This is a genomic window from Arthrobacter sp. YN, assembly GCF_002224285.1.
Classification (GTDB): domain Bacteria; phylum Actinomycetota; class Actinomycetes; order Actinomycetales; family Micrococcaceae; genus Arthrobacter.
This window is the reverse complement of sequence record NZ_CP022436.1, coordinates 1,008,873-1,031,018: the sequence shown is the minus strand read 5'-3', so window position 1 is coordinate 1,031,018 and position 22,146 is coordinate 1,008,873. Positions and strand designations below refer to the sequence as shown.

Here is a 22,146-nt window from a genome sequence, read left to right as displayed (position 1 = left end):
GTCATGCCGCTGTTCGCGTCGGTGTCGGCACGAAGTCCGCGCCTGGAACGAACGGCATGGCGGCCGGGCCCAGCCGGAAGTAATGGGCGACGGCGGCAATGGTCCGCTCGGTGGCTTTGCCGTCACCGTATGGGTTGATGGCTGTGGCCATCTCCATGTAGGCATTCGGATCATCAAGCAGTCGTTCGACTTCGTGGACGATCTGTCCCCGGTTTCGACTGACCAGGCGCGAACTTCCGGTCAGGATCGATTCGCTGCGTTCGGTGATTTCACGCAGAACCAGGGTCGGCTTGCCCAAAGCCGGGCCTTCTTCTTCAGCGCCTGAGCTGTCCGAGAGGATCAGGTCACTGCGCTGCAAGAGCCTGCAGAAGCTTAGATATGGAAGCGGGTCAACCATGTCCACGTTGGGGATGCCGTTCAGGACCGGAACCATGACTTCGCGTACCTTTGGGTTCAGGTGCAGTGGAACAACGATGCGGACGTCTTCACGGCGCCGCGCGATGTCTGCCAGTGCCGTGGCGATCTCCCTCATGGGGCGGCCGTGGCTTTCACGCCGGTGCGTGGTGGACAGGATCACCTTCCGGGGATCGTGATCGAGATCGGACAAAGACGGTTCCCCGTAGCCACGAAGGTTGTTCATTCCCCACTGCAGGGCATCAACGATCGTGTTACCGGTGACCACGATTGAGTGTTCCCGGACGCCTTCACGAATGAGATTGGCGCTGTTACCCGGCGTTGGTGCCAGGTGCAGCGCAGCGATCTGTGCAACGAGCTTCCGGTTCACCTCTTCCGGGAACGGCGAGTAGTTGTTCCCGCTACGCAACCCGGCTTCGACGTGGATGATGGGCACGGAACGGTGCAGAGCAGCCAGGGCGCCGGCGAGGGTGGTGGCGGTGTCACCGTGGACCATGACGGCGTCAAGGCCCTCCATGTGGTCTCCGGAGCAGAGTCCTTCCAGGATCCGGTGGGTCACTTGGGAGAGGGTTTGCTGTTCTTTCATGATGCGCAGCTCAACATCAGGGGTGATGCCGAACTCTTCCAGCGTGCTGTCCAGCATTTCCCGATGCTGGCCGGTAGAGATCAGGACTGGACGGAAACGGGGGTCTTGGGCCAGGGCGTGGATGATGGGGGCGAACTTCACAGCTTCGGGTCGTGTACCGAAGATAATTCCAATGGTTTTCATGGCTGCTCTCCTGAAAATGGGCGTAGAGGACTTGCCGGTTGTCGCCGGCACGCGTGGAACAGTGTCATTAGCTGGGGTGGTACTCCAGAGCGAGCCAGATACAGTCTGTGTCGGCCCGGTACTGGTGCCACGGGTAGATGAAAGTACCCTCTCGTTCCAGACAGAACGGCACAGGGTTGGTATTGCCGGGGCTCAGCAGCTGGTCCTCGTAGAGGGACGGATGTTCCTGAGTGATGAACTTCTGCATGCGTCCGAGCCCGGAAATCTGGGTATGAACCTCGATGAAGTCATGCCGGTTGTGTATCCCGCAATTGGTACCTGCAGGGCTGAACCACAGGTTTGCCTTCACAGTAAAGGTCTTTCCTCCCGGTTCCAGGCCGGGCTGGCGGAGTACCACGGCGGGATCCAGTTCTACGGTGCCAATGGTGTGCTGCGCCGAACGCAGAAGGACCGGCATTCCAGGTCCTGAACCATAAAAGTTGTCCCATCCGAGTTCTCTGGCGATTTCTTCTGTGTTCTGTACCGTCTCGACGGACAGTACCGCCAGCAAGCTCCCGGTTACGGAACCGCCGTGAAGGATCGTGGAGCTGAAGCCGGGCAATGCCGATGACTGTCCGTGACCGACGGACGCGTCGCTACCAGCCAGGTTCACTACGACGACCGGTCCTGCAACCTCGTGCTGCTGCACGTCCCGCAGCACGACGGCGTGAGCCAGTTCGCTGCTGAAGGACAGTTCTTCCATTAGGACAGTTCCCACAATTACCCCCAGGTTCATCATTCAATCTCAGCGCGCTTACGGATCGGCACAAAGAAGTGGAACGGTGCGAAACCAATTCGAGGCCACGGCACTGTCCCACTGGAGCAAGTATTGACAGTGCCAGGCAGAGTTATCCACCCCCTGTCAGTGATAGGCAGAGCAGGGACAGGCGCGGATCGGCTGTGGCGTGAAGGATGAATGTATGACTTCAGATACTTCTGCACGGCCCGGCGCCGCGTACCTCCGCGAAAAACGGCCTGATGTCCCCTGGACGGACACGTTCGTGCAGGGGGCGGACGGGGCAGACATCAGATTGCGCATATATGAACCGGTGGACTGCCCCTCCGTAACATTGGTGTGGGCGCACGGCGGCAGCTGGACCCGCGGTTCGGTCGACGGCTGGCATGAAGCGTGCACCGCATTGGCATCCCTTGGCACCGCAAGGATCGTCAGCGTGGGCTACCGGCTCGCTCCCCGATGGCTGCACCCGACCGCTGTCATGGACATTGCAGCAGCAACCCTCTGGGCGCGGAAGAGCTACTCTCATCCAATCCTGATCGGCGGAGACAGCGCCGGTGGAACGCTGGCCGCTGGCGCCGCCCTCTGGTTCCGGGACAACGGCCTCCCACTGGAGGGGCAAGTCCTTGCCTACCCGCCTCTGGACCCCGAGTGCACTGCAGCCTCCTACCACGAATCCAGATCCTTCCCGCCCCGGTCGCTGCTGCTCGATGCTTGGGGAGAGTATGCCGGCTCGGACAAAGAGCTGCGGGGACGGCTGTACCTTTCACCGCTGCACGCCGCCAAACTCACTGGGCTCTGTCCGGTTTCGCTCCTCGTCGGCACCACCGACCCGGTGAGGGACGACGTCGAGCAGTTCGCCGTACGGCTGAAAGAAGCATCGGTGCCCGTCGACCTGGCCGTGAGCCCTGTTGTCGCCCATGGACAGTTTCTGGACGGCTCACCAGCGAATCCGGTCCACCGCTGGATCCAGACCCGGCTGAGCCTTCCAAACAGCCAACCCACTACGACTGATGGAGAAACAAGATGAGCACCACAACCAGCCCGGACGCCGCCTACACCAAGGCGTTGCTGCGGCACTTTGCTGACCTCCGCGACGGAACTCACGGAGAAGCCGTGAGCCGGCAGGATAAAGAAACCCTGTTCCGTTCCGCAATTGACCTTTTGGACCCCTATGCACGCCAGGCCCTTGGCGAGGTCAACGACGTGCTGATGCTGGGTCAGGGGACAGTGGAATCCTCCGGGGTTGGCCGATCACCCGACACCGGCCTGATCTGCTCCTGGACCCTCGGGTGGGCCGAACAGCGCGCTGCAGGCATCCCTCCGATCACCATTCATGCCTACTACGGCCGTGGTTTTCACCACCCTCACCTGAGGGGCGGAACGGTCAAGGAATGGCCGTTGAACGTTTTTACCCCCGAACAGGCGGCGCAGGAGTTGCCCATCCTTCGAGCCATTGCCTCGGCAGAGATCCACAACCTCGTCTTCCTGGCCGACTTCACCATCGTTCCCTCATCCAAGCCCGGCACCACCACCTCGACACGATGAGACTCTCAGTCCTGGACCAGTCCCCCATCGCCGAGGGCAAAAGCAAAGCTGAGGCACTTCGCGAAACCATCTCCTTGGCCCGCGCGGCCGAAGAAGACGGCTACCACCGCTTCTGGCTCGCCGAACACCACGACTCCCCCGGTTTTGCCGGCACCACGCCTTCCTTGATGGCTATGGCCGTTTTGGAGGCAACCAAGGGGATCAGCGTCGGCTCCGGCGGCGTCCTGCTGGGCCTGCACGAACCCTGGCAAGTCGCTGAATGCTTCGAAATCCTGGCCGCCCTGCATCCGGGTCGGGTGAACCTCGGAGTCGGCCGGGCAGGGAGCGGCGGGAGCGGCACCTTCAATGAAAAGATCATCGAACTGCATGCCCGACTGGGCCTGATGCCCGGAACGAAAGGGCGGGACGACCTGGACATTTGGCTGCTGGGTGCCGGCACCGGCTCAGCGCCTCTGGCCGCCGCCATCGGTGCCGGATACGCCCACGCCCACTTCCTCAACACGGGAAGCGGCAGAACCGCGCTTGCCCACTATCGGGAGAACTTTCAGCCCGCCGCGGTGCGGCACGACCCCGAGTCCATTCTTGCGATTCGCGTCATCGCCGCCACCACTGACGCTGAGGCACAAGAACTCGCCAACCCGGTGCGGCTCTGGAGGGCCCGGAAAGACCTGGGGCTGGACCGACCTTTCCCGGTCAGCACCAAACCTGCGAGCTGGTCCTCGGAGGAAATCCGCCGTAGCGAAAACAACGAAACCCGGCTGATCGTCGGGGCTGCGGACGACGTCGCCCACCAGCTCGACGCCTTGGCCGGGGACCTCGGCGTAGAAGAACTGATGATCAGCACGCCTGTGCCCCGGCTGGAGGACCGAATCAACTCCAATCGGCTCCTCGCCCGCGCCATCGCCCGGTCATCGACGCCAGCCGAGAGCGCGCTCCTCGAAGAGGAAGGGGCAAGAAATGCATCCCCTCGTTTCAGCCATTCATGAGGTTGCCAAGCGCGACCCGGGCAAGGCCGCCCTTCGGTGGAAATGTAATGACTTCCCTTACGCGGCTGTGGACAGGCAGATCAACACCCGGGCCTTGGCCATGCAACTTAAAGGCGTCCGGGCCGGTGAGCTTGTAGCCTTCGAAGCCACGCCGGGCCCGGAAACGATTGTCTCCATGGCCGCGCTCTGGGCCCTCGGAGCCACCGGATTTCCAATCCAGACAGCAGCTGAAGGACCCTTGCCCGGGCAAGCGATCCTTGAGGGCGCTACCGGCTTCATACACCCTGAAGGGGACTACATCAAAGCTGCCGCTGCCGGGAACGAACCACCCCTCCCAGCTTCCCTGTGGCTGCACCAGGGCAGTGGTGCCCGGGCGATCGTCGTAAAGGAACATCACTTCAGCGATGTACTGGAAGGGGCTGAAAAGAGGTTCAGCCTCTCATCGCGTACAGTGCTCGGACTAACGAACATCGGGCAGCCTGGTTCAATGATCGATCTATGGGCGGTTCTTGCCGCAGGCGGAACAGTCGATCTTCTCAACGATCACGAAACGCTGACCCCCGATTGCCTGTTTCAGCACCTTCGCGAAACCGAAGCCGACCTCCTGATCGTCCCTTCTGCCTTGCCGCAGCGACTCGGGGACTCCTCCGGTGCCGTGTTCGCCCAGTTCAGGGACGTCATTGTCACCGAGCCCCTCGATAACCCCTCCCGCACCGTCCTCGCAGACGCTTTCCCGTGCGCCATCTTCCACCAATGGGACACCTCCTCTGGCGTCGAGGCAATGAACGACAACTGCCCCGCGGACTTTGTCGCCGGGAATGACTACAACCATCACCACGATCTGAAGGACCCTCATGCGTAAAGCTGTCATACCCGCTGCAGGACTCGGTACACGATTCCTGCCCGCTACCAAGGCGATGCCGAAGGAAATGCTCCCCGTGGTGGACAAACCCGCCATCCAATACGTCGTCGAAGAAGCCGTACGGGCGGGCCTGACCGACGTCGTTATGATCACCGGTCGGAACAAACGGGCCTTGGAAGACCACTTCGATCGTGAACCATTCCTCGAGCAAACGCTTGCAGCCAAAGGAGACCACGCCAAGCTTGCAGCAGTCCAGGAGTCATCCTCGTTGGCCGACCTCCACTACCTTCGCCAAGGCGATCCAAAAGGACTGGGCCATGCGGTTCTGCGCGCCCGGGCACACGTCGGCAATGAGCCTTTCGCCGTGCTCCTCGGGGATGACCTCATCGACGAACAAGACAGCATCCTTGACGAAATGGCCCGTGTCCAGGAATTGACCGGGGGCTCAGTGGTGGCGCTGATGGAGGTCGATCCGGAGCAGATCAGCGCCTACGGTTGCGCCGATGTTGCCTCCAGCGAAGTTGACGGGTCTCTCAGGATCCTTGGCCTCGTGGAAAAACCCGAACCCATCCATGCCCCCTCGAATCTTGCCATCATCGGCCGCTATGTCCTGCACCCCCGCATCTTTGATGTCCTCGAGCAAACTCCGCCAGGGCGTGGAGGGGAAATTCAATTGACGGATGCCCTGCAGACCCTCGCAGTCTCCGACGGTGAGGGCTCCGGCGTGTACGGCGTGGTCTTCAGAGGCCGCCGCTTCGACACCGGCGACAAACTCAGCTACCTCAAAGCCGTCATGACGGTCGCCTTGGAACGTGAGGACACGGGACCCGGGCTACGCGAATGGCTCGAAGAGGTAATTACTCCTGTGGCATGAGTTCAAGAATGGCAGGGCGCGTTTGCGTCAGGGTCGACGGGATCGAGATCAGCAGTCAGCCTCTTCCCGGTTGTCTACCAGCGCCCAGTGGCGCACATCAAGCATGTCGGTAGCTTCTGTGGGACTTGCTGAGGTCCATAAATTCTACGGGTCTGCCTCTTACGACGAGACAGCTGTCCCGAAACCAGACACGAAAAACCCCTCCATTCCGGGCAAAATCGCCGGAATGAAGGGGTTCGTGGAGCCCCCTGTCGGATTCGAACCGACGACCCCCGCTTTACAAGAGCGGTGCTCTGGCCAACTGAGCTAAGGAGGCAGGCTCCGGTTACCCGAAGCACAGCGCGAAAGAGCGCTAGATAAGGTTAGCCCAGACCATCCCCGTCAACGAAATTCGCCGGGACCAAACCGGGACCAAGCCGCGACTAAGCGGTACAACAGCGGCCGGCTACCCAGGAACAAGGGTTACCGGCCGCCGTCGAGCATTCCGCGAGGGTTATTAGCCCTTGGCGTCAACTGCCGTCTGGATCTCTGCGTTCAGGTCGGCCTTGCCGTCCCACTGCTTGCCGTCGATGAACACGGTGGGCGTACCGGTGATGCCGACTGCAGCAGCCTCCTGCGTGGCAACCTTCACCCACGGACGGAACTGCTTGCTGTCGATGCAGGTGTCGATGTTGGCTGCACCAACCTCGGTGGCCATTTTCTTCAGGTCGTTGTCGGAGATGCCCGCTCCGCCTTCAGCCGGCTGGCGCTCGAAGAGCAAGTTGAAGAAGTCCGCGTACTTTTCCGGGGACGAGTTCACAACGCACGCAGCAGCGTTGGCTGCGCGGGAGGAGTAGTTGGTGGTGGACTGGCGGTCCAGGAAACCGAGGGGGCGGTATTCGAGGGAGATCTTACCTTCGTTGCGAAGGTTCGTGAGCGACTCACCGTAGGCGGTCTCGAACTGCTTGCACACGGGGCAGATGAAGTCGATGTAGGCAACGACCTTGACGGGCTTGCCGGCCTCGGCTTCGCCGCCCGGGACCGTCACGGTGGCAGGCTGGGTAGCTGCAGGGCTGGGGACGTCGGCAACGTTGACGCTGGCCGGCTCCGACTTAACAACTTCACTGTTGGCCAGCAGCGTCACGCCGCCGTGGACGTTGCCGTTGGCCGGCGTCGGGCCCTGATCGGCGATAGGTGCGTTGTTCTGCGCTTGGCCAATGACCACGAACGCCACCAGGGCGATGATGACCACAACGGCAACCACAATGCCCCAGCCGACCAGAAGCTTGTTGCGCTTGTCCTTCTTCAACTGCTCTTCGCGGATTGCGCGCGCCTTTTCCCGTGCCTGGGCGGTGCGTTCAGCCTTGGACAGGCGTTGTTCGTTTGCGGGGCTCATCAGTTCCTCGGGGTATTCGACGTCAAAGGGCATAGCTAGGGCAACGGGGTCAGTTTACGGGAGCAAACTTGAAGATCCGGCGCAGACCCATTGCCCGGTTGTTGAACGATCAAGTGCCATGGAAGATTCCGCTAGTAGGCTGGGAGTTGAGTCACAGCAACCCCAGGGAGCATTAATGCAGGATTTGGCAAGCGAGAAACTCAAGACCGAAGAAGGCGTTCGGGCTTCTCCCGTCAAGAAGCCCACGGCAACCAAGTTCGACTTCATGGTGGTCTCCAACAGGCTGCCCGTTGACCGCATCAGCGATGACAACGGACATGGCAGCGACGGTTGGCGGCGTTCGCCCGGCGGTCTCGTAACGGCGCTGGCGCCAATGATGACGAAGTCCGACGGCGCGTGGGTAGGTTGGCATGGCGCCCCGGACGAGACGGTGCGCCCGTTCAGCCATGAAGGTATGGACCTCATACCGGTCCAGTTGAGCAGCGATGATGTCGAGCTGTTCTACGAAGGCTTCTCCAACGCGACCATTTGGCCGCTGTATCACGACGTCATTGCGCCGCCGGAGTTCCACCGTACGTGGTGGGATTCCTACCGCAAGGTCAACCGGAAGTTCGCCGACGCCGTGACCCGCCATGCCGCCGACGGCGCCACCGTGTGGGTGCAGGACTACCAACTCCAGTTGGTTCCCCGCCTGCTGCGCGAGACCCGGCCGGACCTCAAGATTGGTTTCTTCAACCACATCCCGTTCCCGCCGCCGGAGATCTTCGCCCAACTGCCGTGGCGCCGTGAAATCATTGACGGCCTGCTTGGCGCGGACCTCCTGGGCTTCCAGCGGCCCAGCGACGCCGGCAACTTCATGCGTTCGGCCCGCCGCTTCCTGGGCGCAAGCGTCAAGCAGCAGCAGGTGCACGTCAAGGGTCCCGACGGCGAGGTCACCCACATTGCCAGGGCGCAGGCCTTCCCGATTTCCATCGACGTCGCCCAGATCCGCGAGCTCGCGTCCAACCCTGAGATCATCGAGCGCGCACAGCAGATCCGCAAGGACCTCGGCAATCCGAAAACCATCCTCCTGGGCGTGGACCGCCTGGACTACACCAAGGGCATCCGGCACCGGCTCAAGGCTTTCGAGGAACTCCTGGCGGACGGCCACATCAAGGTGGAGGACGCCACCTTGATTCAGGTGGCCAGCCCCAGCCGGGAACGGGTTGAACAGTACAGGCTGCTCCGCGAGGAGATCGAAGGCACCGTGGGCCACATCAACGGCACCTACGACACCATCCAGAACACTGCGGTCCGCTACCTGCACCACAGCTATCCGGTGGAAGAAATGGTGGCGCTGTACCTCGCTGCGGACGTCATGCTGGTCACCGCGCTGCGCGACGGCATGAACCTGGTGGCCAAGGAGTACGTCACGGCCCGTTCCGAGGATGACGGTGCGTTGGTCCTGAGCGAGTTCGCCGGCGCTGCCGACCAACTCAAGCAGGCGCTCCTGATCAACCCGCACGACATCGACGGACTCAAGTCCACCGTGCTGCGGGCCATCAACATGCCCGCCAAGGAAGCGCGCCGCCGCATGAAGCTGATGCGCAAGCAAATTCTGGATCACGACGTCGATCACTGGTCGGCGGAGTTCCTGGCCGCCCTGGAAGAGAAGGTGGTGCGCGATGACAGCTGAGAGCCTCTCCCTGTCGCCGGAGCTGCTTGAAGCAGTCCGGCGTGTTTCCGGCACGGAGCATCTTTTGGTGGCCCTCGACTTCGATGGCACCCTCTCCCCCATCGTGGACCGGGCGGAGGATGCCCGCCCCCTGCCCCGCTCGGCTGCCGCATTGGCGAGCCTTGCCGAACTTCCACGCACGACGACGGCACTCATCTCAGGCAGGGCCCTGGACAGCCTGCGGCTGGTCGCTTCACCTCCGGCTGACACGCTGCTGATCGGCAGCCACGGGGCTGAAGTGTGGCTCGGTGAAGGATCCTTGGGCCTGGAACTGGACGATGAGCAGCGCAGCAAACTGGCCTCGGTGCGTGAGGTCCTCGCGGAAATCGTGAACATCGCTCCGGGGACGTTGCTCGAAGACAAACCCGCCGGCGTCGTCCTTCATACGAGGATGGCCGACGACGACGTCGCGGAAGACGCCGTCGAGGCCGCCATGCGGGTGCTCCGGGAGCATCCGGGCGTTTACCTCAAAACGGGCAAACGTGTGCTGGAGACGTCCGTGGTTCACGCCTCCAAGGGCGAGGCCGTTGAATTCCTGCGTCAGGCAACCGGCGCCACTGCCATCCTGTTCGCGGGTGACGACGTCACCGATGAGGACGCGTTGGGCCGGCTCCTGGGCGATGATGTGGGCATCAAGGTTGGCTTGGACTTCACTCAGGCCCAGTACAGGGTGGAGGCGCCGGTACACGTGGCGGAGTTGCTGGAAGCCCTGTTGAGGGAGCGCCGGAGGGTCACCGCCGAGGCTTAGCGAGTGATCAGGGCAACATGTGACATTCGTAACATTTAGGTAGTAAGTCCAAAAGTCTGACATACTCTTGGATGTGATGTGACGCACAGTACCGTGAGACGTCACATGATCCTCCCCGGCCATTGGCCGGGGAGTTCAACTGAAGAAAATGAACCATTCACAACGGATCGTCCGGCACGTACCTGCCGGTGAAGGGATTGATAACTGTGGCTACAGTTACTTTTGATAACGCTACGCGTCTGTACCCGGGCACAGATAAGCCCGCCGTCGATAAACTCAACATCGACATCGCCGATGGCGAATTTCTGGTCCTCGTTGGACCCTCCGGTTGCGGTAAGTCCACCTCCCTGCGCATGCTCGCAGGTCTTGAGGACGTGAACGCCGGCCGCATCCTGATCGGTGACCGCGACGTCACGGACGTTCCGCCGAAGGACCGCGACATCGCCATGGTCTTCCAGAACTACGCCCTGTACCCGCACATGACGGTTGCAGACAACATGGGCTTCGCGCTGAAGATCGCCGGCGTCTCCAAGGAAGAGCGCGCCGAGCGTGTTCGCGAAGCCGCCAAGCTTCTTGACCTTGAGGCCTACCTGGACCGCAAGCCGAAGGCACTCTCCGGTGGTCAACGCCAGCGTGTTGCCATGGGCCGTGCAATTGTCCGTAACCCGCAGGTCTTCCTCATGGATGAGCCGCTGTCCAACCTTGATGCCAAGCTCCGCGTCCAGACCCGTACGCAGATCGCATCCCTCACCCGCCGCCTCGGCGTCACCACCGTTTACGTGACGCACGACCAGGTCGAGGCAATGACCATGGGCGACCGCGTCGCAGTGCTGAAGGACGGCCTGCTCCAGCAGGTTGACACCCCGCGCAACCTGTACGACCGCCCGCAGAACGTCTTCGTTGCAGGCTTCATCGGCTCCCCTGCCATGAACCTGCTGGAACTGCCGGTCGTCGACGGCGGTGTCCAGTTCGGTGGAACGGTTTACCCCGTGCCGCGCAACATCCTCGAAGAGGCTCACGGCCAGACCGTCACCGTTGGTTCGCGTCCGGAAGACCTCGAAACCGTCGGCAACGGCGAAGGCCTCCAGGTTGAGGTTGACGTCGTCGAAGAACTCGGCGCCGACGCTTACGTCTACGGCCACACCATCCTCGATGGCAAGAGCCACGACATCGTTGCACGCGTCGACGGTCGTCGTCCCCCGATGAAGGGCGAGTCCATCTTCGTTCGTCCGCAGTCCGGCCACGTGCACCTGTTCGACACCAAGACCGGCCTCCGCCTGGGCGACTAGTCCACCGGCAGTCACCTAACTCCGCATGAAAGCGGCCCGACCCCTCCAGGTCGGGCCGCTCTCGCGTTAACCTTTCTCCCGGAAAGAATGGCATGAACACGACGGACACCTTGATCCCCCGCCCCTCCCACGTCGCACTCCAGGACAGCCCTGCCTTTACGCTTGCCCCCACAGCACGGATCAGCGCCACAGCTCCGGCCGCACATCTCGCCGAACAGTTGGCCTCGCTGCTGCGCGCCGGCACCGGTTTCGAACTGCCCATCGTTGAGGACACCCGCCCCGGTGACATTTCCCTTGAGTTCGCGGAAGCATTCGACGGCGGCCCGGAAGCGTACGCGCTCAGCGTCACCGAGGATGGCGTCAGGCTCACGGCCTCCAGTCCGGCCGGACTTTTCAATGGAGTCCAGACGCTCCGTCAGCTTTTCCCTGCGTCCGTTGAGAAGGCGGACGCAAGCGACGCCGAATGGGTGATTCCCGCCGTCGATATCGCCGACGCGCCGCGGTTCGCGTACCGCGGCCTGATGCTGGACGTTGCCCGCAGCTTCTTCACGGTGGAGGAGGTCAAGGCACAGATCGACGTCATGACGCAGTTCAAGCTGAACGCCCTGCACCTGCACCTCACGGACGACCAGTCGTGGAGGATCGAGATCCACGAACCGGAACAAAACCCGTCAGGGTTGCCGTACGCCCAGCTGACTGCCCTGGGCGGACAAGGCGCCGTGGAGGTCCCTACCGCGGTTCCTTCCCGTGGGCGCGAGGGTTTCTACACGCAGCAGGATTTCAAGGACATCCAGGCCTACGCCGCCACCAAGAACGTGCTGGTGATCCCGGAGATCGACTTCCCTGGCCACGTCAATGCAGCCCTTACCGCCATTCCACAGCTCAACCCTGACGGCCAGGCCAAGCCCATGAGCACCACCGCCGACGTGGGCTGGTCAACCTTCTCGGCAGATCTGCCCGCTACGTACGAGTTTGTCCGCGAGGTCCTCGGCCAGCTCGCCGCCATCACGGCCGGCCCCTATCTGCATATCGGCGGCGACGAAGCCCATGTCACGGGCCACGACGAATACGTCGAGATGGTGCAGCAGTTCGTCCGGATCGGTGCCGAAACCGGCAAAACGGTGGTGGGCTGGAACGAGTTCGCCGCCGTCGAACTCCCGGAAGGCGCCGTCATCCAGTATTGGCACGGCGACTTCGCCCCGGTGGTCCGGCAGGCCGAGGAAGGCGGTGCGAAGGTGATCATGTCTCCCGCCGCCAATACTTACCTGGACCAAAAGTACGCGTCTGACAGCCCCATCGGGCTCGAATGGGTGGAAGGCGGGCCCTTCACGTGGTCCGAGTACTACAACTGGGATCCTGCTCAGGGCGGCCTCAAGGACCACCAGATCCTCGGCGTCGAAGGACCCCTGTGGACAGAAACCGTACGGAACAGCGAGCAAGCGCAGTGGCTCCTCTACCCCCGGGCCGTTTCCCTGGCGGAAGTCGCGTGGTCCGGCCAGGAGGTCCGCAACGCAGGTGACTTCCGACGTCGTCTGGGCGCCTTGGGCGAGCGGCTCGCCTATCAGGGCGTCGCCTTCCAGGCCGCGCCCGACGTCGAGTGGTCAGCCACCTCGAAGTGGCCGTTCCCGGAAGCCGGAACGTCCTCCACCCCTGAGTACGGAACAATTGAGGCATGAGCGAGCAAAACGGAGCCCAGTGGCACGACGAACCAACCGACTACGGGCAGATCGGCAAGCTCCCCCGCACTGAAGCCGCGAGTGCGCAGGACACGGCACCGCCGGCGAGCGTCATCGGTTCCCTGAACATTACGGCGGCTTCGGCCGACCCTGAACTGCTGGATCTTCCGTGGCACATCGCCTTGGAGGATTGGCCGGCCGAGAACCTTGCGGCGCTCCCCCGCGGCATTTCGCGGCACATCGTGCGTTTCGCGCACTTGGGCGGTTCGGTCATCGCCATCAAGGAAACCTCCGAGCACGTGGCCCGTCACGAGTACCACATGCTGCGGAAGCTGGCCCGGTTGGATGTTCCCTGCGTGGAGCCGGTTGCTGTGATCACCGGACGCACCACCGCGGATGGCCGGCCGCTGAACCCTGTACTGGTGACCCGGCACCTTAAGTTCTCCATGCCGTACCGCGCGTTGTTCTCGCAGATGCTCCGCAAGGACACCCTGACCCGGCTCATTGACGCGCAGGCACTGCTGCTGGTCCGCCTGCACCTTGTGGGCTTCTACTGGGGTGACGTTTCGCTGTCCAACACGTTGTTCCGCCGTGATGCCGGCGCCTTCGCCGCTTATCTGGTGGACGCCGAAACGGGCGAACTCTATCCGGACCTTTCCATGGGCCAGCGTGAATACGACCTCGAAATCGCCCGCGTGAACATTGCCGGTGAACTGATGGACCTGCTGGACGGCGGGCTGATCGAGGAAAAGGTGGATCCCGTAGCCACCAGTGAGCTGATCATGGACAGCTACCGCCGGCTCTGGACCGAGCTGACGGAGAAAGAGTCCTTCGAACTCGGCGAAAGGTGGCGCGTGGCTGCCCGCATCCGGCGCCTCAACGAACTCGGCTTCGACGTGGAGGAGTACGCCATCAAGACCACGGCGGACGGCTCCACGATTCAGCTCCAGCCCAAAGTGGTCGACGCCGGCCACCACCAGCGTCGCTTGCTGCGCCTGACCGGGTTGGACGCGCAGGAGAACCAGGCCCGCCGGCTCTTGAACGACATGGACCAGTTCCGGGCGGACAACAACCCGGACCTGGACGAGGAAATCAGCGCGCACATCTGGGTCAGCCAGATTTTCGAGCCCATTGTGCGGTCTATTCCACGGCACCTCGCTGGGAAACTGGAGCCCGCGGAAGTTGTCCATGAAGTGTTGGAACACCGCTGGTACATGAGCCAGAAGCAGGACAGGTACGTTCCCCTGGCGGAGACAGTGCAGTCCTACTTGGACACCGTGTTGCAACACCGCCGCGACGAGGCCGCCATCATGCTGAACCCGGATACGGAGCTGCTGAAGATCCTTGAGGTCGAGGTGGAGGAATCCGGCCGGTACGACGATGAAGACGAGGACGAATACCCGGACGCCGACGACTAGCGGAGTTTTTGTACAGATAACGCCCGGAAGAGGGCCTCTAAAGGGCGCTATCTGTACAAAAACTCACGGTTCCAGGGTTTCGGCAAGGCCGGCCAGGACTGGTTCCCGCCCCAACTCGATGTGCGAGTACGCCAGCGAGTAGGCCAGGTCCGGCCGGCCTTTCAGGATCGCATTGCACAACTCTGTGTGCTCGTCGCGTTGGAGTTCGTTGCTGCGGTTGTGGGCCAGCCCAAAGATCCAGCGCATCCGGCCAAAGAGAGGCTTCACGGATTCGATCAGGAGCCGGTTGCCGGACAGGCTGACGATTTCGGCGTGCAACTCGGCGCTGATGACGGCAACGTCCTCGGTGCGGTCCTCATCGATGGCTGCTGTGGACGCCTGCATGAGTTCCTCCAACCGCCCGCCGTCGCTTCCCTCGGCAACACGGGTGGCAGCCATACGCGCGGCAAAAGTCTCCAGGCACAGCCGGATATCGAACAGTTCATTGACATCAGTGAGCGTTAGCTGCCGCACCACGGCGCCACGGCGAGGGAAGGTCTCTACAAATCCGTCCTGCTCCAGGCGCTGTATAGCCTCGCGCACCGGAATACGGGAGACGTTGTAAACCTCGGAGAGTTCGCGCTCGCGCAGCCGCATCCCCTGGGCGTACTTGCCGGTGACGATGCCTTCCAACACCAGTTGGTAGACGTTTTCCGCACGTGCCTCATCATCACGGCCGCTTCCGGTGTCCGGCATCGCCTCAGCCACTGTCAAACTTCCCTTCATGCCGGCGTCAGTCCTTTGAGTGACGCTTTGCCCTACGCTACTTTGGTATACAAGAATTTCACAGCGTCCGCCATTAGTGTCTTCGTCGAGTCGACGTTGAACAGAGCGGCCACTAAGGGAGCACCCATTGAATACCCTGATCCGCGCCGTCCGCCCTTGGGGCCAAGCACTGAGCGACGTCACCCTTGTCGCCGGCGAAGCAGGCGGCGAGATCACCGCCGTCGAACCGCATGACCCTGCCCTGGTTGTCCCGGGGGACACAACCGTGGTTGAAGGCCGTAGACGGATTCTGTTGCCGTCGTTCTCAGACGTCCACGTCCACCTCGATTCCACCCGCATCGGCTTGCCCTTCCGTGAACACACGGGTGGTCCGGGCGTGTGGACCATGATGATGAACGACCGTCAAAACTGGCGCAACGCCGAGGTCCCGCTGCAGGACCGGGTGAACGACACTCTGGGACGGATGATCGCCCGGGGCACCACCCGTGTGCGTTCCTACGCGCAGGTGGATGTGGACTGCAGGCTGGAGCGTTTTGACGCCGTTGCTGCCGCCAAGGAGAAGTTTGCCGGTCAGGCCTCCGTGGAGATCATCGCCTTCCCGCAGGCCGGACTGTTACTTGAGGAGGGCACTGTTGAGCTGATGGAAGAGGCGCTGAAGGCCGGGGCCAACGTGATGGGTGGCATCGATCCCTGCACTTTGGACAGGGATCCGGCAAAGCACCTGGACATCGTCTTCGGCTTGGCGGAGAAGTACCAGGTTCCCATCGATATCCACCTCCACGAACCGGGCGAGCTGGGTGTGTTCAGCACGGATCTGGTGCTTGAGCGCACGCGCGCGCTGGGTATGCAGGGCAAGGTGACCATGTCCCACGCCTACCAGCTGGGCAGCGTCAACGAGGCCACCACCCGCAGGCTGATTGATGCGTTCGCGGAACTGGATGTATCCCTGGCTTCGGTTGCTCCCTCCGCTGCCGGGCAACTGCCCATCCCGCTCCTCACCGAGGCAGGTGTCCGCTTGGGCTTGGGCGAGGACGGCCAGCGCGACTACTGGTCCCCCTACGGCAACACCGACATGCTGGACCGCACCTGGCAGCTCGCTTTCACCCACGGTTTCCGCAAGGACGAGCTGATCGAACACTGTCTGGCCATCGCCACCATCGGCGGCGCCAGCATCCTTGACCCCAACGCGACCCGGCTCAAGGACACTGCCCACCGTCCCGGCGTCGAGGTCGGCGACCCGGCGGAACTACTGCTGGTGGACGGCGAAACGGTGGCCTCCACCGTCATGGACCGCGGCAAGGACCGGACCGTGATCCACCAGGGCAAGGTCGTGGCGGACCAGTTGGAACTGGTCTAGCTACCTCCCTGGCCTACTCGCCGCGTGCCGTGGGTGCATCATCCAATGGCCCCCACCACGTCACAGCTGGAGTGACTTTGAAGCGGCGGCCCGTCACTGTAGTGGGGGTGATGCGGATGAACTGGTCCTTCTGCCCCGCCTCCCAGGGGAACAGCAGGAGTCCGATGGTATCCAGGACATCCTCGGTGAGCTTCACGGCAGTTGCCTGGCCTTTGACCACCACGCTCCACGCCACCCCGGTTTCGGCATTGACGCCGTCGGCTTCGATCGCCACCGGAGCGTCGCCCAAAGCTGCATGAAGCTTGGTGCCTTCACCCGTCCGGAACACCATGGTTCCGTGGTCCACTTTGTAGTTCACGGGGAAAATGTCGGGATGATCGTCCACCACCACCGCGAGCCGGCCCACGGAAACACCCCTGAGGAGCTCCCAGCACTCGTTGGTTTCCAGGACTTCGGTGGCTGGAGTGCTTGGCTGATCGGTCCCTGCTGGTGAGTTCGTCATACCGCCGAGGATACGCTGCAGAGCTTCGCCCGGACAGGGCGCCGGATGATCAAACGAGGGTTGGTTGGGAGCCTGGCTCAGCTGTCACCGGTGCCTGCTCCACACTTACCAAGGGGCCGCGGATCGCCAAGAAGCCTGCGCCTGCGAGCACCACGGCTTCGGCGGCGAGGACCCAGAACGTCACTTCCCAGCCACCGGTCAGGGTGTGCAGCAACCCTGCCCCCAGCGGGCCGAGGGAAGCCAGTGCGAATCCGAACCCCTGGCTCATGGCGGAGAGTCGTCCGGCCGATTGGGGTCCGGCCGAACGGATCACTACCAGTGCCATGGCGAGTCCGAATCCGGCACTTTGCACCACGCCCAGAATGCCGACCATCAGGAACTGCAGCCCGGCCGGGGCCGCGAGCACACCCAGGAGCGCGAGCGCCACCGACAAGCCAAGCCCCGGTGCTAGGATTTTCAGGATGCCCGGACGGACGGCGAGTACGGGGGCCAGCAGGCTAGCCGGAAGTCCCGCCAGGCTGAACCACGCCAGGAGGGCGGCCGATTCTGCTGGTGCTAGCCCCCGCGATACCAAAAACACTGCCAGCCACGACGTGATGGCGAAGTAGAGCATCGCTTGCAGGCCGAAGAACGCGGTCACTGCCCACGCAGTGCGCTGCTTCCTGAGCGGAGTAGCTGGCCTCCCGTGGACGGGCACGCTGGTGCCGGCCGACGACGACGCGTCGCCATCTGTCGCCCGACCGGCACCTTCCCGGGGGGTACCTCCGGATCGGTAAATGAGGATGGCGCCCACTAGTGCCGGCACCGCCCACACGGCCAAGGCCCAGGGCAGGCTGCCGCCCAAGAGGTGTTGCAACGGCTGGACCAACCCGGCGCCGAGCGCAGCGCCCAAACCGAATCCCATGGTGCACAGCCCAGTCCACCAACCCGTGCCGCGGTTTGCCTTGACGATCTGAGGCACCAGCACACTGGCGGTCATGATCGCCATGCCGGCCAGGAACGTGCCTGGCAGCAAAAGTGCAGGCACCGTCGCCCGGACAATCAGCGCAGCAGCCAGGACCACCAAAGCACCAGCCACAGCCCGCCCGGTCCCCCATCGTCGGGCCAGCCAAGGACCGATCGGACCCGAAACCCCAAATGCCAACACAGGCAAAGTCCCCAGCAACGGAAGAAGCGAAGGATCCAGACCAAACACCCCCGGCATCTGGTTCATCACCCCGGCAACGGTAGTAATGGCCGGCCGAAGATTGATGGAAACCATGACGAGCGCAAGCAACACCAACCCCGTTGTAAGCCTCGGACCCAGTCCAGCACCAGCCTGCCGCTTCTCGCGCACGTCATTCCCCTCGTAGCAATTTTGGTATACCAAGTAAGCCTATGAGGGGAGTGACCGAAAGTAAATGCCAGCAAATAAAGCGATGGCACAAGAGCAACTTAAATCAGCACAAGTTTGGAATACCAAGAAACCTTGAGGCAATCTGCGGGAGGCCGGGAAGCGAGAGAGCGTCACGCCCCAAACACGCGGAACACGATAGAGCGTCACACCCCTCCGGGCCCCACCAGAAGAAAGACCTAGATTGCCTTCCCCGGATTCAGGATTCCCTGGGGATCGAACAGCTCCTTGATCCGCCGCTGCAACTCCCGCAGAGGCTCCGGTTGTTCCAGGCCCAGCCAGCGCAACTTGTATTGGCCTACGCCGTGCTCGCCGGTGATGGTGCCACCCATCTCAAGACCTATCCGGATGGATTCATCCAACGCCGCGTTGAGCCGCTCCAAAGCAGCCGCATCAGTAACAGGGTCCACACGTTCCATCCAGAACGTCGGGTGCAGATTGCCGTCTCCTGCGTGCGCCACAACCTTAAGCATCACGCTGAAGCGGGCCGCCATGGCCTCGACCTCGGCCACGAAGTCCACCAACCGCGATCGTGGCACGGCAATGTCCTCGCCAACCCTGAATTCGTCATCCACTTCAGCGCCCCTGCTGTTGCGGCGCAATTCCACCAGCATCTCCGCTTCCTCGCTGGCCTCGGTGGTCACCGTTGCGCCGCCAGCGGCCAGCACCTGCCGCACCACGTCCGCTTCCGCAGCTGCGCCGAAACCATCGGTCTGGATCAGGAGCAGCGACTTGCCACGGGTCTGGAGGTCACCTCCATGCATTTCATCCAACTGCACCAGGGTTCCGTTATCCAGCAGTTCCATGATGGCCGGCTGGACCCGGGCCTTGCCTACGGCGAGCACTCCGGCGGCCGCACTGCGGAAGTCCTGGTAGAACGCAGCAATGGTGTGGACCTCTCGCGGCAGGTACTTCAGGCGGACAGTCACGCCCACCACGATTCCGAGTGTCCCTTCGGAGCCCACCAGCAGCGCTGTGAGGTCGTAGCCAGCAACTCCCTTAAAGGTCTGGTGTCCTGTGTGCATCAACGAGCCATCAGCCATCACGACGTCCAGGGCCAGCACGGAATCCCGTGTCACCCCGTATTTAGCGCATCGCAGTCCCCCGGCATTGGTGGCCACGTTGCCGCCGATGGTGGACATTTTGTAGCTGGCAGGGTCGGGGGCGTACATGAGGCCGTGTTCGGCGGCTGCAGCGTTGAGGTCGGCGTTGATGACACCGGGTTCGACGACGGCGGTCTCGTCGTCGGGGTTGAGGTCCAGGATGCGGTTCATCCGTTCAAGGCCCAGCACGATGCAGCCCTGCGTGGCGTGAGCTCCGCCGGAAACGCCGGTACCCGCACCCCGGGCGACGATCGGCACCTGATGCGCTGCGCAGGTGCGGACAATGTGTTGCACATCTTCCACGGATTCGGCCCAGACGACGGCCAGTGGCAGGTGCCGTTCCAGCAGGGGACCCTGATCAACGGAATAGACAGTAAGTGCCTCGTGGTCCTGCGTCACTTGGCCGGCATCCAGCCCCGCCTTTAACTCCTGCAGGAAAGCCTGGTGCCCGCCGGGTGGCAGCAAGGCTTCTCCGTTTCCGCTGCGGTTCCTGATGCTTTCCTCTGATGTGCCAACCATGGCCGTTTCGTCCGACAAGCTATTCCTCCACATGAGCACCGCGGACACGCCAAACCGGCAGTCTTCGCAGTGTTTTCAGTGTTCATAGTCTAGCCAGCGCCGCACCCTGCAGTGCGGGGGCAAGCGTCGGCTACCAGGATGGAACCGTAGTGCCCGGGAGAGCCCAGATGCCGGCGGAGACTCCGTTCGTGCACAGGCGGACGCGCTCGACGCCGGATGGCCCGGCGGCTGCGGACGTCACCGCTCCGGTGCGGTGAAGTGGTTCGGCAAGCAACGCTTCGAGCTGCGGTACGGAGAGAACAGTGCCGTCAAGCGTCGCCTCGGCAGCTCCCCTGGCAATGAACACCAGCACGGAGGACTGCGCGGTTTCCCGGACAAAGACCAGGGCATCGCCCTCGGCGTGGATCCACCGGACCCCACCTTCAGTGAGGGCTGGCTGCTCACCCCGGAGCCGGGCAAGTCGCGCATAGTGGGGGCGCAGGTCAGTGCCGCCGTTGACGGACCCTGCCTCCAGCGCCCGCCAGGGCATCGGCGTCCGGGAGTCCTCGCCGTTGTATCCTTCGAAGCCGAATTCGTCGCCGGCAAACATTACCGGAACTCCGGGCAGGCAAAAGGTGAGCACAGCTCCCACTTCCGGGCCGCATTCGATCATGACGGTGGAGGCCCGGGCAGTGTCGTGGGTGTTGAGGGCGTTCATGGTGTTTTGTCGCACACCCCAGCTAAATCCCGAGGCAAGGTCCTGATGCGTCGCGAGGAAGTCCTCTGCGGAGATCCTGTTGGGTCCTGACTGCGGCGAGCCAAAGAAGTTCACAGTGGGAGCGTCCTTGGCGAGCCAGGACCACAGCGGGCGGGTGAGGTTGGAGTACGTCATGGCGCCTTGCCAGTGCTCGCCAGTGAAATCGGGGGCGGCGTCGGACGTGGATTCGGCCAGCAGGGCCGCGTTCGGGTTGATCTCACGAACCCGGTCCGCGATGAGCCGGGCTACGTTGTGGTTGAGATCAACCGATCCGAGGCGTCCGGTCATATTGCCGACGTCGATCCTCCAACCGTCCAGGTTGAACGGTGGCTTGAGCCAACGTGCCACCACGGAATCGTCATCCGTCACGAAGCGACGGCGGAGGGCCTCTGAAGACCAGTTGAATTTGGGCATCGATGGCACGCCCCACCACGCCTCGTAGCGTGAATGGTCCGCGCTGAAGTAGTAGTAGCCGGCTTCCTCTGAGCCGGGGTCGGCGAGCGCCTTGATGAACCATTCGTGTGTATCGCCGGAATGGTTGGCCGTGAGGTCCCCCACCACCCTGATGCCCCGGGAATGGGCCGCTTCCACCAAATCCACCAACGCCTGGTCCCCGCCCAGGAGTGGATCCACGGAATCAAAGGTGGAAGCGTCATAGCGGTGGTTTGAGTGGGCAGGGAAGAACGGAGTCAAATACAGCACATCGACACCCAGGACCTGCAAGTAGTCCAGTTTGCCGGTGATCCCCGGGAGGTCACCACCGTAAAACTGGGTTGAGGCCGCCGGCCCTGTACCCGCCACCGGAGTGTCCCAGGAACACTCGATGGCCCATTCCGGAACCGGGTGGCCCTCCGCGTACCCGGACCGCGCGAAGCGGTCCGGAAACACCTGGTACATGGTGCTTTTGCGGAGCCACTCCGGCGCGGGCGTGAACGCGGTGAGCCGGAAGTCAGCAGCATCTGAAACATCCCTGCTAAACAGCCCTTGCGCGTTGAGGTTCCAGTACCGCCGCCCCACCGTACCTGCGGCTCCAACGGGAGCATCGTCGTCGTGCGGTGCGGAGACCTCCAGCAGGAAGCGGTACTTCGCCACCGGGTTGGCCACCTGCATTGCTGCCTCCCACCAGTCCCAGCCTTCGGCTGTGCCCAGCCGGATGGCGGCGTCGTAGCGGGGCTCGCCGTCCTGGACGGAACGGACCCACACCTTCGACGCCGGACCCCACCCCTGCGGGACGCGGACGCGCAGCCGGACGGTATCGCCAAGGGACACGGAACCGGGTGAGTAGAGTCCGGAGCCGTCGTGGTGGGGAAGGGCGATGGGCAT

The 22,146-nt window shown here is 62.9% G+C and carries 19 protein-coding genes and 1 tRNA gene; 11 read left to right on the top strand and 9 right to left on the bottom strand.

Annotated elements, in window-relative coordinates; translation table 11 throughout:
• Position 1: 1 nt before the first annotated feature.
• The gene (wecB, locus tag CGK93_RS04770) at positions 2–1,183 is read right to left on the bottom strand and encodes a non-hydrolyzing UDP-N-acetylglucosamine 2-epimerase (protein WP_089593824.1); all 1,182 of its coding nucleotides are present in this window, start codon (positions 1,181–1,183) and stop codon (positions 2–4) included.
• Positions 1,184–1,250: 67 nt separating this feature from the next.
• Entirely contained in the window at positions 1,251–1,925 is a 675-nt protein-coding gene (locus tag CGK93_RS04765; RefSeq protein WP_089593823.1) for a hypothetical protein, read from the bottom strand.
• A 217-nt stretch (positions 1,926–2,142) separates the two neighbouring features.
• Here CGK93_RS04765 and CGK93_RS04760 point away from each other — a divergent pair, with 217 nt between their 5' ends.
• From CGK93_RS04760 to galU, 5 genes are read left to right on the top strand one after another with little or no spacing between them, the layout of a single operon-like run.
• Complete coding sequence (locus CGK93_RS04760; RefSeq protein ID WP_089593822.1) at positions 2,143–2,988, top strand: alpha/beta hydrolase fold domain-containing protein; 846 nt, start codon at positions 2,143–2,145, stop codon at positions 2,986–2,988.
• Positions 2,985–3,506, top strand: coding sequence for a hypothetical protein (locus CGK93_RS04755; protein WP_089593821.1), 522 nt, complete (start codon positions 2,985–2,987; stop codon positions 3,504–3,506). The genes CGK93_RS04760 and CGK93_RS04755 overlap by 4 nt, the downstream gene beginning before the upstream one ends.
• Positions 3,503–4,492 carry an LLM class flavin-dependent oxidoreductase gene (locus CGK93_RS04750; protein ID WP_089593820.1) on the top strand — a complete coding sequence of 330 codons (990 nt, stop codon included), beginning with the start codon at positions 3,503–3,505 and terminating at the stop codon, positions 4,490–4,492. The genes CGK93_RS04755 and CGK93_RS04750 overlap by 4 nt, the downstream gene beginning before the upstream one ends.
• Entirely contained in the window at positions 4,464–5,354 is an 891-nt protein-coding gene (locus CGK93_RS04745) for an AMP-binding protein (RefSeq protein WP_089593819.1), read from the top strand. Before CGK93_RS04750 ends, CGK93_RS04745 begins: the two co-directional genes overlap by 29 nt.
• Positions 5,347–6,228, top strand: a complete 882-nt coding sequence (gene galU, locus CGK93_RS04740) for a UTP--glucose-1-phosphate uridylyltransferase GalU (RefSeq protein ID WP_089593818.1) — start codon at positions 5,347–5,349, stop codon at positions 6,226–6,228. Before CGK93_RS04745 ends, galU begins: the two co-directional genes overlap by 8 nt.
• A 239-nt stretch (positions 6,229–6,467) precedes the next feature.
• Here the strand turns inward: galU and CGK93_RS04735 are convergent.
• Together CGK93_RS04735 and CGK93_RS04730 are read right to left on the bottom strand one after the other, a co-directional pair.
• Positions 6,468–6,544, bottom strand: a tRNA-Thr gene (locus tag CGK93_RS04735).
• A 180-nt stretch (positions 6,545–6,724) separates the two neighbouring features.
• On the bottom strand, positions 6,725–7,603 hold the full coding sequence (locus CGK93_RS04730; RefSeq protein ID WP_198318349.1) for a DsbA family protein: 879 nt from the start codon (positions 7,601–7,603) through the stop codon (positions 6,725–6,727).
• Between the two features lie 175 nt (positions 7,604–7,778).
• On the opposite strand from CGK93_RS04730, the gene CGK93_RS04725 reads away from it, so the two are divergent.
• From CGK93_RS04725 to CGK93_RS04705, 5 genes are all read left to right on the top strand, one after another.
• On the top strand, positions 7,779–9,278 hold the full coding sequence (locus tag CGK93_RS04725) for an alpha,alpha-trehalose-phosphate synthase (UDP-forming) (protein WP_089593816.1): 1,500 nt from the start codon (positions 7,779–7,781) through the stop codon (positions 9,276–9,278).
• Positions 9,268–10,065 (top strand): trehalose-phosphatase, encoded by a 798-nt coding sequence (gene otsB, locus CGK93_RS04720; RefSeq protein ID WP_089593815.1) that lies wholly within the window; start codon positions 9,268–9,270, stop codon positions 10,063–10,065. The genes CGK93_RS04725 and otsB overlap by 11 nt, the downstream gene beginning before the upstream one ends.
• 206 nt (positions 10,066–10,271) lie before the next feature.
• A complete protein-coding gene (locus CGK93_RS04715; RefSeq protein WP_089593814.1) occupies positions 10,272–11,354 on the top strand; it encodes an ABC transporter ATP-binding protein in 1,083 nt (360 codons plus the stop codon).
• A gap of 92 nt (positions 11,355–11,446) precedes the next feature.
• On the top strand, positions 11,447–13,030 hold the full coding sequence (locus tag CGK93_RS04710; protein WP_089593813.1) for a beta-N-acetylhexosaminidase: 1,584 nt from the start codon (positions 11,447–11,449) through the stop codon (positions 13,028–13,030).
• Positions 13,027–14,448 (top strand): DUF4032 domain-containing protein, encoded by a 1,422-nt coding sequence (locus CGK93_RS04705; protein ID WP_089593812.1) that lies wholly within the window; start codon positions 13,027–13,029, stop codon positions 14,446–14,448. Before CGK93_RS04710 ends, CGK93_RS04705 begins: the two co-directional genes overlap by 4 nt.
• Before the next feature lie 63 nt (positions 14,449–14,511).
• Here CGK93_RS04705 and CGK93_RS04700 read toward each other — a convergent pair whose 3' ends face one another.
• On the bottom strand, positions 14,512–15,213 hold the full coding sequence (locus CGK93_RS04700) for a GntR family transcriptional regulator (protein ID WP_089593811.1): 702 nt from the start codon (positions 15,211–15,213) through the stop codon (positions 14,512–14,514).
• A 127-nt stretch (positions 15,214–15,340) separates the two neighbouring features.
• Here CGK93_RS04700 and CGK93_RS04695 point away from each other — a divergent pair, with 127 nt between their 5' ends.
• On the top strand, positions 15,341–16,570 hold the full coding sequence (locus tag CGK93_RS04695; protein WP_089593810.1) for an amidohydrolase family protein: 1,230 nt from the start codon (positions 15,341–15,343) through the stop codon (positions 16,568–16,570).
• 13 nt (positions 16,571–16,583) lie between these two features.
• Here CGK93_RS04695 and CGK93_RS04690 read toward each other — a convergent pair whose 3' ends face one another.
• The 4 genes from CGK93_RS04690 to CGK93_RS04675 all read right to left on the bottom strand — a co-directional run bounded on the left by CGK93_RS04690 (position 16,584) and on the right by CGK93_RS04675 (position 22,146).
• Positions 16,584–17,072, bottom strand: a complete 489-nt coding sequence (locus tag CGK93_RS04690; RefSeq protein WP_089593809.1) for a pyridoxamine 5'-phosphate oxidase family protein — start codon at positions 17,070–17,072, stop codon at positions 16,584–16,586.
• 49 nt (positions 17,073–17,121) lie between these two features.
• Complete coding sequence (locus tag CGK93_RS04685; protein WP_089593808.1) at positions 17,122–18,408, bottom strand: MFS transporter; 1,287 nt, start codon at positions 18,406–18,408, stop codon at positions 17,122–17,124.
• Positions 18,409–18,644: 236 nt separating this feature from the next.
• The gene (locus tag CGK93_RS04680) at positions 18,645–20,087 is read right to left on the bottom strand and encodes an FAD-binding oxidoreductase (protein WP_089597196.1); all 1,443 of its coding nucleotides are present in this window, start codon (positions 20,085–20,087) and stop codon (positions 18,645–18,647) included.
• 130 nt (positions 20,088–20,217) lie between these two features.
• Complete coding sequence (locus CGK93_RS04675) at positions 20,218–22,146, bottom strand: glycoside hydrolase family 13 protein (RefSeq protein ID WP_089593807.1); 1,929 nt, start codon at positions 22,144–22,146, stop codon at positions 20,218–20,220.